This is a genomic window from Caproicibacterium lactatifermentans, from assembly GCF_013315815.1.
GTDB lineage: Bacteria > Bacillota > Clostridia > Oscillospirales > Acutalibacteraceae > Caproicibacterium > Caproicibacterium lactatifermentans.
In genome coordinates, this window is record NZ_CP046051.1 from 1,882,103 (window position 1) to 1,894,658 (window position 12,556).

The following is a 12,556-nucleotide window of genomic DNA, read 5'->3' on the forward strand; positions in this document are numbered from 1 at the left end:
CAAATTCTAGCCATCATTTTTGGGCAAATTGTCCATCTTATCCTGTCGCAGGGCAGTTTCCTCCGCCGGTGTCAGTGCGCGGCAGTCACTCGGCCGCAGCTCGTCCGGCAGCACAAGCGGGCCGAAGCCTGTCCGGCACAGCGCCGTCACAGTACTGCCCTGTGCCGCAAACATTCGCCGTACCTGGTGGAACTTTCCTTCCCGTACGCGGACCTCATACAGCGGGCAGCTGCCGCCTTCCAGCAGGCGAAGTTCCGCCGGCAGACAGGTGAATTCCGGCAGGACCACCCCTTCGGCAAAACGCTCTGCTGCGCCGGAACGCGGTGGACAGCTGAGCCGTGCCTGATAGGTCTTCCAAACATGATGCTGCGGGGACAGCAGCCGGTGTGCCAGTGCGCCGTCATCGGTCAGCAGCAGCAAACCGCTGGTGTCCTTGTCCAGCCGGCCGACCGGCTGCAGGCCGCGCCGGTATAGGTCCTTCGGCACCAAGTCCATTACTACGGGCTGCCGGCGGTCCCGCGCAGCGGTCAGCACACCGGTCGGCTTATTCATCAGCAGGTAATAAAACGGCTGATACCTCAGCGCCCTGCCGCTGACCGTAACTTCTGCCGGCTCCATATGCTCCGCCGGGTCCCGCAGAATCCGTTCTCCTGCCCGCACAGTGCCGCCGCGTACCAGCGCAGCGGCCTGTTTTCGGCTGATTTTCAGCTGCAGGGACAGCAGTTTGTCCAAACGCATTTGTGCCATTGGATATTTCCCCTCCTACCCTGCATTATACCGAAAATCACTGCAGAACTCAACTGCCCGTTTTGCGCAGCGGCTTCATAAAACCATCCAGTGCGGCGGTAGACAGGTCCCCCCCGATAATTCTTTTCTGGCAGACCAGCAGCGTTGCCCGCACATCTGGATTTCCTGCATAATTGGTCACATGATACACATACTGTTGGCAGACCTTTCCTGCTGACTTTGTCAGGTCAAAGCCCGCCTGCTGGTTCAGTGCATTGTACTGTTGATATACCTTGGAAAAGGTCTTCGGAATCGTGACTTCCCGTACCGACAACGGTTCCTCCTCCACCTGCCAGCCGCACTGATGCAGAAAACGAATGCGGTCCTCGTTCTCCGCACCGGGAATGCCGCCAGACGCGTGCGCTGTGCAGACAAAAAAGACGACGACCGCTGCCAGCACGACAGCCGCCAGGAACATCAGTTTTCGCTTTTTCCCGTGAAATGAAATAGTCACTGTCATGCCCTCCCGTCCGTTCATAATCATTTATTATACGGTATGACAGCAGTGAGAAAGATAGAACTTTGCCGCAGAAATAAAGATTCGCCCAAAAATATGGACAGGCATATTAAGGAGGAAGGATATGTATCGTTATGCACCCACACCGCACAAAGGCCGTCGGGAGGCTGTTTTTTTGATTAGTGTCGCAGTCCTGTGCGCGGCCGCCCTATGTACCTGGGGAATCACGCACCCCCGCCTGCAGGCAGCTTCCTCTTCGGTTTCCGCTGCCGCAGCGGCGGTGTCACCCGTTTCGCCCGCGCCGGTCTCCTCGGCCGCGTCATCCGCACCCACAGTTGACCGGCAGTCGTGGCAGCTGCGGCTGGTCAATGCTTCGCACCCCTTGCCGGCAAATTTCTCCGTGAAAACATCCGCTGTGGGAAATGTCCGTTTTGACGCACGCGCGTCCGGTGCACTGCAAAAAATGATTTCCGCCTGCAACACCGAGGGAAATCACCTGATGGCCTGTTCCGGCTGGCGCAGCATCAGCCTACAGACAACGCTGTATCATGACGAAATCCGCAGCAAACAGAGCAACGGCCTGCAGAGCGGTGCCGCTGTTGCCGCCGCGGCAGCGGTGGTGGCACCTCCCGGCACCAGTGAACACAACCTCGGGCTGGCGGTGGACCTCGGCAGCATTTCCAATCAGCTGCTGGATGAAACATTCGCCGGCACACCGGAAAGCCGCTGGCTCGTAAAGAATGCTGCATCATACGGCTTTATTCTGCGCTACCCCAAAGGAAAGGAACAGATAACAGGTATTATCTTTGAACCGTGGCACTACCGCTATGTGGGTGTTCCCACCGCGGAAGAAATACAGCGGAAAAATCTCTGTTTGGAAGAATATCTCGCTTAAGCACCCATCCGCACGAAAAAAGCACAGCGCTGCACATACGGGAAATGCTTGACGAAACTTTATTTCTACGATATAATAAGAAAGTTCGGAACAGGATTTTATCCGCTACTGTGGCTCAGTTGGTAGAGCAGCTGATTCGTAATCAGCAGGTCGGCGGTTCGAGTCCGCCCAGTAGCTCCAAACAAGGACCCGCTTGGCAAAGCTGCCTTTTGGTTTTGCCTGCGGGTATTTTTGTGTACAGTTTTATTTTGCAAAAATAAGGAGTGACAGTTATGGGGCTGAATGGCACCCCGTCCGGGGAACGCGTACATATCGGCTTTTTCGGACGGCGCAACGCCGGAAAATCCAGTCTGGTAAACGCGGTGACGGACCAGGACCTCGCGGTCGTTTCGGACACAAAAGGCACGACAACGGACCCGGTTTACAAATCCATGGAACTGCTGCCGCTCGGTCCAGTTATGATTATTGACACCCCCGGTTTTGACGATGAAGGCCTGCTGGGGGAACAGCGTGTGCGCAAAACCAAGCAGGTACTGAACAAATCGGACGTTGCCGTACTGGTAACAGATGCTGCGGCGGGCATGGCGGACTGCGAAAAACAGCTGATTCAGATTTTCCGTAAAAAAGAAATTCCGTATATCATTGCTTACAATAAATGTGACCTGCTGACACACCGCCCGTCGCTTTCAGCGAACGCCATGTATGTCAGCGCCGTAACCAAAGAGGGCATTTACAGCCTAAAAGAGCGCATCGGTCACCTGACACATACCGAAGACCTGACGCACCGGCTGATCGGCGACCTGCTGCACCCCGGCGATATTGCGGTGCTGGTAACGCCCATTGACTCTGCCGCACCCAAAGGCCGCATGATTCTGCCCCAGCAGCAGATGATTCGTGATGTGCTGGAATCGGACGCCATCAATGTTGTCGTTAAAGAGAATTCCCTGTCACAGGCACTGCAGTCGCTTTCCCAAAAACCGGCTGTGGTCATCACGGACAGCCAGGCTTTCCACGCGGTCGCAGCGGCTGTGCCGCAGGACATTCCGCTGACCTCTTTTTCCATTCTAATGGCACGGTACAAAGGCTTCTTGAAAATTGCCGTACAGGGTGCTTCCGCCATCAGCCGCCTGCAGGACGGCGATACCGTGCTTATCTCAGAGGGCTGCACACATCACCGTCAGTGCAATGATATCGGCACGGTGAAGCTGCCGCGCTGGTTGGAAAAATTCACTGGCAAAGAGATAAAAATTGTTACCAGTTCCGGCACCACTTTTCCGGAGGACCTTTCCCCCTACGCGTTGGTGCTGCACTGCGGCGGCTGTATGCTGAATGCGCGGGAAGTAAGATACCGTATGAAATGCGCCGCTGACCAAGGCGTTCCTATTACAAATTACGGCGTTGCCATTGCCTACATGAATGGAATCCTGCGGCGCAGCCTCGGTCTGTTTCCGGATATTCTAACTCTTCTGGATACGGCCGAATCCCCCAAAAGTATTGAATCGCTTTCATAGACAAAAAGCCGCCGCCCACGCATTTCACATGGGCCAGCGGTTTCTTTTATCCGTAAATACAATATAGAAAATCAATTTGCCTGTAGGTAGCTTTCCGCTTCGGCGATTTCTTCTGCCATTGCTTTCTGCCCGGGGGCACCTGCGGTGTTGCGTTTCTCCACACAGGTTGTCAGGCTGATTGCATCGTAAATGTCATCCTGAAAAACGGGGCTGACGGCTTGAAACTCCTCTAGTGTAAAGTCGTCCAGCGCCTTTTGGTGCTGAATGCCGTATAGGACCAGTTTGCCCACCATGCTGTGCGCGTCACGAAACGGCACACCATGCTTGACCAGATAGTCCGCCGCGTCGGTTGCGTTGGTAAAGCCGTGACGGGCGCTGTCCGCCATGCGTTCCTTGTTAAAATGCATGGTGCGCAGCATATCCGCAAACAGACGCACGCATCCCTTTACGGTATCAGCCGCGTCAAACGTCAGTTCCTTGTCTTCCTGCATATCTTTGTCGTATGCCAGCGGAATGCCCTTCATGGTCGTCATCAGTGCGGATAAGGCCCCGTACACCCGCCCTGTCTTGCCTCGTACCAGTTCCGCAATATCCGGATTTTTCTTCTGCGGCATGATGCTGCTGCCGGTACTGTAACGGTCGTCAATCTCGACGAAGCGGTACTCGTTGGAGTTCCACAAAATGACTTCCTCGCAAAAGCGGCTCAGGTGCATCATGACCATGGACAGCGCCGAAAGAAATTCCAGCAGATAATCCCGGTCTGAAACGGAATCCATGCTGTTGCGGGTTGGGCCGTCAAAGGCCAGCAGTTCGGCCGTGTAGGCACGGTCCAGCGGGTAGGTAGTCCCTGCCAGCGCACCGGCACCCAGCGGGCACAGGTTCAGCCGCTTTTTCACATCCGACAGACGGCCGCGGTCGCGGCGGAACATCTCGAAGTAGGCGCCCATGTGGTGGGCCAGCGTGGTCGGCTGTGCCTTTTGCAGATGCGTAAAGCCAGGCATAAAGGTATCGGCATTTTCTTTCATCAGCTTTAAAAGCGTTTCCAGCAATTCTTTTAGTTCGCTGTCAATATTGCCGATTTCGTCGCGCACATACAGCTTCATATCCAGTGCAACCTGGTCGTTGCGGCTGCGGCCGGTGTGCAGTTTTTTGCCGGTGTCACCGATACGCGCAATGAGGTTCGCCTCCACAAAGCTGTGCACGTCCTCATACTCGTCGGTCATAGGTAGCGTGCTGTTTTCCGCATCGGCCAGAATGCTTTGCAGTCCCCGCAGGATGTCGGTGCACTCCTGCTGTGTCAGGATGCCCTGCTTCTCCAGCATTTTGGCGTGTGCGCAGCTTCCTTGAATGTCCTGCGGCAGCAGCCGCCGGTCAAAAGAAAAAGATGCGTTGAACGCATAAGCGAGCTTGTCTGTTTGGCGGGTAAATCTGCCGCCCCATAACTGTGCCATACTGCCTGCCCCCTGCTTTTTTCAGGAAAGAAACAGTTTCCCCTTATCGGCTGGAAATCGACTCTTCCCATTTTGTATATTTATGCTTTGAGTTTACCATGTTCTCATTAAAAATGCAATTTCGCAAAAATTTGACCTTCATGAAAAATCATGTTATGCTGAATTTAATTCTATTCTGCTAAAGAAACAGCAGAAAAAGGAGGAGTTATACCATGCGCATACAAGACCTGCTGAGCCCGGCTGCCTGTGACCTGGAAGCCCATGTAAGCACAAAGCGGGCTGCGCTGGAACACCTGCTGCGGCTGATGGAGCATACCGGCTGCATTGCTGATGAAAAAGCTTTTCGTGAAAATGTATTGGAGCGGGAATCTTCGGTTTCCACCGGCTGTGAGGGGCTGGCCATTCCGCACGGCCGCTGTGCGGCAGTTCTGCATCCCGCTCTGGCGGTCATGCGTGTAAAAGAAGGCTGTCCTTTTGATGCACTGGACCAAAAACCCGTATACCTTTTTTTCCTGATTGCCGCACCGGACGGCAGTGCGCATATGCAGCTTTTAAGCCGTTTGGCGCAGCTTTTGATGGACAAGTCCCTTGTACAGAGCCTGCTGGCCGCACCGGACTATGCCGCATTCTGCCATACACTGGACCTTGCGGAAACGGCCGATGAGCAGCGGTCCGCCGAAACAAAGCATAGCGGCAGTTATACGGTTGTCGCTGTAACCGCCTGTCCACTGGGCGTAGCCCATACCTATATGGCCAAGCGCAAACTTTGTGCCACTGCGGATAAGATGGGTATTTCCCTAAAAGTGGAAACGCACGGTGCGTGCGGTGTGGAAAGTAAACTGACGGAAGCGGAAATCGCCGGCTGCCGCGGTGTCATTGTTGCCGCCGACCGCGCCCTAAATCTCACCCGCTTCGCTGGAAAGCCTCTGCTGCGGGTTCCGGTTTCGGATGGTATTCACCGGCCAAAACAGCTGTTGGCACTGGCCTCCAAAGGCAAGGCTCCGGTTTACCACCCGGACGATGCCGCATCCGCTTCACTGCCCTCGCCCCACCATCACATTGGGCACTGGCTTTATAGTGCCCTGATGAGCGGTGTGTCGCATATGCTGCCCTTTGTTTTCTGCGGCGGTGTTTTAATGGCACTCTCTTTCCTGCTGGACAGCGTTTTTACACCCGGCGCCGCCGGATACAGCGGCATTGGCAGCCATTCCGCCGTAGGTCCCCTGTTCCGGCTTTTGGGACAGATTTCGCTTTCCCTGATGCTGCCCGTCCTTTCGGCCTTTACCGCAATCGGCATTGCCGACCGGCCGGGGCTGATGCCGGGGCTGGTTGGCGGGTATCTGGCCGCCTTCGGATACTGCTGGCAGGACGGCCGGCTGGTCAGCAGCCAAACCAGCGGCCTTGCCATTACCAGTTCTGGATTTGTCGGTGTCATCGCCGCCGGGTTCGTCGGCGGGCTGATGGTACTGGGGCTAAAAAAACTAAGTTCTCATCTTTCCGATACCGTCAGTACGGTCGTATGGCCGATGCTTCTTTACCCGCTGCTCGGTACGCTGGGGATTGGGCTTGTTTGTCTGCTGGTACTGGACCCGATGTGTTCGCAGCTGAATCTGTGGGCCAGTGGATTTTTAGCAGAACTGAACCTCAGCACAAACCCCTCGGTGGATATATGGGTAGGCGCTCTGCTGGCCTGCATGATGGCGGCAGACTTAGGCGGTCCTATCAACAAAGCCGCTTATTTATTTGGCACGGCGGCACTTATCTCCAACGGAAGTGCCGCCCCCAGCAGTATTATGGCAGCCGTTATGGCCGGCGGCATGGTACCGCCGCTGATGATGGGGCTGTGCACCACTTTCTTCCCCCGTCTCTTTACGAAAAAAGAGCAGCAGCTACGCCTTTCTTCCTATTTGACCGGTGCCTGTTTCCTTACAGAAGGGGCTATTCCCTTCGCGGCGGCGGACCCGCTGCGGGTACTGCCCTCTTGTATGGCGGGCTCGGCACTGGCAGGCGCACTGTGTATGCTGTTCCGCTGCCGCCTTTCTGCGCCATACGGCGGCATCTTTGTGGTGCCACTGATGCAGGGGGCACCACAGTTCTTGCTGGCGCTGGGCATTGGCAGCGCTGCCGGTATGTTCTTGCTGGCTTTTCTCAAAAGTGCTCACTTCGCAAAACGAAAGGATGCAGCACTCGCCGTTTCCTGTTCTTCTGCGGAAGCAAAATCTTAAATACATTTTTGTCCCTATACGAAAATACCGCAGAGCCTTCCCTCACTGGAAAAGGTTCCGCGGTATTTTTTTGTTTGGATATTTTACTGGACTGCCTTTGCGGCCGTAACCACCGCATCTACATCCGTGCTGTTTGCCAGTCCCAGCGTCACACCATCCGCTGTAACCAGATACCGCCGGCTGCCGGAAGCGTAGAACGCATAGGTATGGTGTACCTTCGTGTCAAAGCCGCTGACCGTCAGCATCCACGCCGGTGTACCGGAAGGCTTCGCACTGCTGGCCTCCAGCACTTTCAGCGCGGCCGCTTTATCAAAGAAGCTGCTGTAAGTGCTTTCCGTTTTCACCTTTTTGCCGTTGCACACGGTAGAATAGGTATAGGAAGGAACGTCCTCCGTGGAGGAGCTTTCGTTCTTCGTGCGGGAAATAACCATACTGTAAACCGCGCTGCCGCCTTTCAGCGTAACGCCGGCCAAATCGTTCCGCTCGTTTTCCAAAACCGTAGTACGCTGCAGGTCAAAAGCCTTTTGTGTCAGCCACGTCAGGTTGCTGCTTTCCACCAGATAAACCACACGGCCGCCCTTCATCATAACATAATAGGTTCCGCTGGTCTTTTCCGCACCGACCAGCAGTGTCCCGCTTCCGGAAGTGGACGTATAGGCAAGTTGTGAAATTGGCTTATCCAGTCCGTAAGTCTTCAGCTGCGCGGCAGTTGGGTCCAGCGCCTCCGCGCTGGAAGCGCTGACCGCAGCTGCGGCATTGGCGAGGATTTCCACTTTGCCGCTGTCCGCCGGGCAGCCGTTTACCTGCCACCCACTGCCGGAACGAACCAGATGGAACGCGCCGTTCTGGTTGGTCACATCAATTTTTTGGAATGCCGCACTCATGTCCGCCGTGTCTGAAGAAGTATCAGAGGAAGCGGAAGGCAGGGAAACGCTGGTCACCTGTTTGGAAAGGTAAGCTGGAAGCCCCTGCAACAGCTCATCCGCAATGCCCGCCGTATAGACGGTGTCTTTCCCCTGCAGCATGACATAGTGTGCCGAGGAGTCCAGCGGTGTTGCGCTGCCGACCAGCAGGGTGATTTTTTTGCCGTCCTTAAATGTGCTGGTAATTGTCGCTGTCGGATTTTTTAGGCCATAGTCCGCCAAGGAACCGCTGGATGCACCGAGGTTCTTCACCGCGGTCAGGCTGTAGCCGTCCTGTGCCGCTGTACTGATAGTATCGGCAGTTGTAGACATACCGCTCAGCTCCTGAATGCGGAAAACGACCTTGGAAGAGGCTGTGGAAGAAGTGCTGCTGCCGGAAGGAGCTGCCGCCGCGGAGCTAGCTGCTTTTGCGGTGGCCTCTTTATCCGGAACAATGGTGTAGCCGCCCGCCGTATTCTTTACGGACATGCTGACAAGGTCACTGTCCTTGTAACTGTAAAGCGTAGCTGTGTTGTCCGAAGAATCGGAGGAGGAGCTGCTGCTGGAAGGTGAAAAATGCAGCCATGCCAGTGCTCCGGCAAGCCCTGCCACACAAATCAGCAGAACAATCAGTACACGCTTGGGGTGCCTCATTACAGTTTCCTCCTTTTACGATACACCACGATTCCCGCCACAAACAGGCAGACCGGAATGATAACAGTAAAGACGCCAAAGCCAAGCAGCAGGCTGGAAGCACTGGACAGCTTAATGTCCATCGCATTGGTCTGCACCGGTGTAACCGTTACCGCGCCGGTGCCGTTTGTTCCGGTCAGATACCGGGCAAGGTCCGCGCACCAGTTTCCGTTTGAATAGGTATTCGTGTTGATAATGCCATCGGCAAAGAAAGCGGAGCTGCCGCATACGGCGACATTGGCATTGACCTTTTTGCCTTTCACTGTTAAATTCTTCTGTGCAGCGGCGGCGAGGACCGAGGCTTCCTGTGTTTTGCCGGAAGCAGAAGCACTGGTATCCGACGTACCCACCGAATAGGAAGTGCTGCCGGACTTAACCAGCGCACTGGTGGTGACACCGCTCACCTCAGAAAGCGTCATGCTCTGCGAAATTGGCATTAGAAGGTCATTGTAAGTAGTGTTCGCCTTATTCAGCGTGACGCCGGTCTGGGCCTCCGCCAACAGATAAGACGGTTGTTCCATGACATACTTGCTGTCGTCTGATTCCATTACCACGCGGTGCTGCAGGGTAATGCCCCATTCTTTGAGGAAAGAAGCCAGCTTTGGCATCTGTGTTGGGTCTATAACGTTGGTTGTCAACAGCAGACCTCGGTCACTGGTGCTGCTGGAAGAGGACAGGAACGCGTCCAGCTTTTCGATTTCCGCATCGGTATAGTCCGTTTTCGGCGCACCGATAAAGATAAGGCGGGCGCTGTCCGGAATTTTGTCCGTCAAAAGGTTGAATTCCTTTGTCTGGAAGTTGTTGCTGGTGCAGACCTTCTTAACCGCTGTAGTATCCAGCTGTTCCTCATGGCCGGTTGCAAACGCAACGATTGGCAGTGTTTCGGCGCCTGCATTGCTGAGACCAGCGGCCAGCGCGTCACCCACCTGTGTGTACACCTGCTGGGCACCGCTGGTGCTGTCACTTTGAATATCAAACATATCCGTTAGCTTGACAACATAGGAACGTTTCGCTGTCTGCACTACCACATCGCCGGAGGTAATCTGCTCGCTGGTGAACTGGTTCACAAACGTGGGGTCCTTGTCCAAATCCTTGTAGGTAACCGAAATTTTATGGTTGCGCTCGGCCATCTTGCCCGCGATAACCCCTACCTGGCTGTACTTAATATTGTAGGAAGAGAGAATCTCGTTATTCTTGACCTGTTCCTCCGTACCAAGAATAATGAGTTTGGTGTCCTGCTGCATGCCGTCCACCACTTTTTTCACGCTGGTACTCAGGGAATTGACACTACCGGTGGACAGGTCAATATTCATGCTGGGATAACGGCCGCTCAGCGATGACATCAAGACATTTACAAGAACCAGCACTACCAGCCCCAGCGCCGTAATGGCGCTGGCCACTGTGCCGTGCCGGAACCGCTGGGAACGCATTTGCTGCCGCAGCGGGACACGGTTCTTCTTCTGTTCCTTTTTCTCTTCTTTTGCGGTGCGGCGCTTGTTTTCCTTTGCCTGTTCCGCCGTCTGCTTTTCTTTATCCTTCACATACACTGATTTTTTCAGCTCAACAGGTTTGTTCTGTTTTTCTTCTTTCATCTGCTGTGTGCCTCCCCTCAGTTCCAGCGGCGGCTCTCAAGCCGCCGGGCGGTCAGAAACAGCAGCGCCGCTGTCACAGAAACAAAGAACACCACTGCGCTGATGTCAAATATGCCGGACGTAAACTGTTTATACCGGCTGGAAAAAGAAATCCACGAAACGACGGCGGAAAAAGCCGTATTGTTCACCGCGCTGGCCACGGAATCAATGACCATCAGCAGAACTGCAATTCCCAGGCTGCCGATTGCCGCAATAATGGGGTTTTCTGTCAAAGACGAAATGAAAATGCCGATTGCCGTCATAGCCGCCCCATACAGCAGTGCCCCTATGTATTCGCCGAAAATCATGGCCCAGTTCGGTGAACCGGAAAAGGTCAGCACTACTGCTGGAATGAGTGACAATGTCATTGCCAGGAAAAAGATGAAAAATGCCCCGACAAACTTGCCCATGACAATGCCCATGGTACTGACCGGTGCAGTCAGCAGCGCCTGGTCTGTTTTCGTGCGGCGCTCTTCACTGAAGGTCCGCATAGTCAAAATCGGGATAATCAGCATACACCAGATGAACATATTGCCGTATACATACGAAATATTGGCAGAGCTGCCGGAAAGGAACACCTGCGTGTAGAAAAAGCCGAACAGCGCCAAAATGACTCCCAGGCAGACATATGCAACCGGAGAATGGAAATATTGTTTCAGTTCTTTTTTGGTTACTGCGCCCATCTCAATTCTCCCCCTTCCGGGTATCTGCATCGTCCGCTTTTTCCGCGGCCTTTTCTTCTTTGCGGGAAAGTTCGTCGTTTGTTTCGGGTACCCTGCAGTCCACAACATCGGCTGCAGCCGCACGCATGCGGCGACTGTGGTCTGCGTCCTCTTTTTCGGCCTGCTTGTCCGCACCGGACGTTACCCGCAGGAAGATATCCTCCAGGGTATTGCGCCGCGGCGACATGGCCAGCATTGGCCAGTGTTTGTCACAGCACAGCTGAAACACCTCGCGGCGGACATCATCGCTTTCATCCAGTGAGTATTTCTGTACACCGGGTTCGCTTTCCCCTTCCGCCCGCACGGTTTCCACATGCGGCAGCGCCTGCAGCGCTTTTTTCGCTTCTTTTTCGGGCGCTTCTATCTCGGTCATCAGCCGCTGCGGCTCCACGCTTTTGGCCAGTTCTTCCTGTGTGCCGTCTGCTGCCAGACGGCCGTTGTTAATAATGAGAATGCGTCCGCAGGTAGCCTCCACTTCCTGCAGAATGTGGGACGAAAGAATCACGGTGTGGCTTTTCCCCAAAGTTTTAACTAAATTGCGTATTTCAATAATCTGTTTGGGGTCCAGTCCAACGGTGGGTTCGTCCAAAATCAGCACCGGCGGGTCGCCCAGCAGTGCCTGTGCCAGCCCAACACGCTGGCGGTAGCCCTTGCTCAGGTTGCCAATCAGGCGCGTATAAACATGGTCAATGCCCGTTAGCCGGCATATTTTTCCGATATGCTCTTTTTTGGACCGCTTTACTTTTTTTAGGTCGTAAATAAAGTCCAGATATTCCTCCACGGTCATATCCATATACAGCGGGGGCAGTTCTGGCAGATACCCAATGCAGCTTTTCGCCGCATCGGCATCGTCCAGCACATCATGTCCCTCTATGGAAACGGTACCGCTGGTGGCCGAAAGGTAGCCTGTTAAAATATTCATTGTGGTGGACTTTCCGGCGCCGTTCGGCCCCAGGAACCCCACAACGCCGCTGCCCTCCACCGTAAAGCTCATGTCCGACAAAGCTGTGTTCCGGCCGTACCGTTTAGTGAGGTGGCTGACTTCGATCATCTGTTCCCAACTCCTTTTGCTGTTGTTCTGCACGCCTGCCGGCGGGCATTCTGCTGTCATTTTTGCAGTATCTGTTTAGTATATCTTTGGTTTCTGAACTTTGTGTGAAGTTTACGGCGGATGCGGCAGTCCTTTTTACGCAGGGTTTCTTTGGGATAGGCGGCAGGTATAGGCATGAAAAGTGCATTAAAATTTATAAAGTCCTGCAAATTTTATCACTTTGCTTGACGAA

10 protein-coding genes and 1 tRNA gene are annotated in these 12,556 nt (G+C 54.4%); 4 read left to right on the forward strand and 7 right to left on the reverse strand.

Translation table 11 applies throughout. The annotated features are described in order from the left end of the window. Positions 1–6 precede the first annotated feature (6 nt). Entirely contained in the window at positions 7–747 is a 741-nt protein-coding gene (locus GJQ69_RS09145; protein ID WP_086036681.1) for a pseudouridine synthase, read from the reverse strand. A gap of 49 nt (positions 748–796) precedes the next feature. After that, entirely contained in the window at positions 797–1,240 is a 444-nt protein-coding gene (locus GJQ69_RS09150) for a DUF4830 domain-containing protein (RefSeq protein WP_174193566.1), read from the reverse strand. 127 nt (positions 1,241–1,367) lie between these two features. Here GJQ69_RS09150 and GJQ69_RS09155 point away from each other — a divergent pair, with 127 nt between their 5' ends. The 3 genes from GJQ69_RS09155 to hydF all read left to right on the forward strand — a co-directional run bounded on the left by GJQ69_RS09155 (position 1,368) and on the right by hydF (position 3,649). Continuing rightward, entirely contained in the window at positions 1,368–2,138 is a 771-nt protein-coding gene (locus GJQ69_RS09155) for a M15 family metallopeptidase (protein WP_086036683.1), read from the forward strand. 104 nt (positions 2,139–2,242) lie between these two features. Beyond that, positions 2,243–2,318, forward strand: a tRNA-Thr gene (locus tag GJQ69_RS09160). A 92-nt stretch (positions 2,319–2,410) separates the two neighbouring features. Beyond that, positions 2,411–3,649 carry a [FeFe] hydrogenase H-cluster maturation GTPase HydF gene (gene hydF / locus GJQ69_RS09165; RefSeq protein WP_174193568.1) on the forward strand — a complete coding sequence of 413 codons (1,239 nt, stop codon included), beginning with the start codon at positions 2,411–2,413 and terminating at the stop codon, positions 3,647–3,649. A 71-nt stretch (positions 3,650–3,720) separates the two neighbouring features. Here the strand turns inward: hydF and argH are convergent, their stop codons facing one another. Beyond that, the gene (argH, locus tag GJQ69_RS09170; RefSeq protein ID WP_086036685.1) at positions 3,721–5,100 is read right to left on the reverse strand and encodes an argininosuccinate lyase; all 1,380 of its coding nucleotides are present in this window, start codon (positions 5,098–5,100) and stop codon (positions 3,721–3,723) included. Between the two features lie 212 nt (positions 5,101–5,312). Between argH and GJQ69_RS09175 the strand changes: the two genes are divergently transcribed. Next, positions 5,313–7,325, forward strand: coding sequence for a PTS fructose transporter subunit IIABC (locus tag GJQ69_RS09175; RefSeq protein ID WP_086036686.1), 2,013 nt, complete (start codon positions 5,313–5,315; stop codon positions 7,323–7,325). Positions 7,326–7,408: 83 nt separating this feature from the next. On the opposite strand, the gene GJQ69_RS09180 is transcribed toward GJQ69_RS09175, so the two are convergent. From GJQ69_RS09180 to GJQ69_RS09195, 4 genes are read right to left on the reverse strand one after another with little or no spacing between them, the layout of a single operon-like run. Then, positions 7,409–8,881 (reverse strand): DUF4340 domain-containing protein, encoded by a 1,473-nt coding sequence (locus GJQ69_RS09180; RefSeq protein ID WP_086036687.1) that lies wholly within the window; start codon positions 8,879–8,881, stop codon positions 7,409–7,411. Continuing rightward, positions 8,881–10,512 (reverse strand): motility-associated ABC transporter substrate-binding family protein, encoded by a 1,632-nt coding sequence (locus GJQ69_RS09185; protein WP_174193570.1) that lies wholly within the window; start codon positions 10,510–10,512, stop codon positions 8,881–8,883. Before GJQ69_RS09185 ends, GJQ69_RS09180 begins: the two co-directional genes overlap by 1 nt. A 17-nt stretch (positions 10,513–10,529) precedes the next feature. Beyond that, a complete protein-coding gene (locus GJQ69_RS09190) occupies positions 10,530–11,234 on the reverse strand; it encodes an ABC transporter permease (protein WP_086036689.1) in 705 nt (234 codons plus the stop codon). Position 11,235: 1 nt separating this feature from the next. Next, positions 11,236–12,324, reverse strand: coding sequence for an ATP-binding cassette domain-containing protein (locus GJQ69_RS09195; protein ID WP_174193578.1), 1,089 nt, complete (start codon positions 12,322–12,324; stop codon positions 11,236–11,238). Positions 12,325–12,556 lie beyond the last annotated feature (232 nt).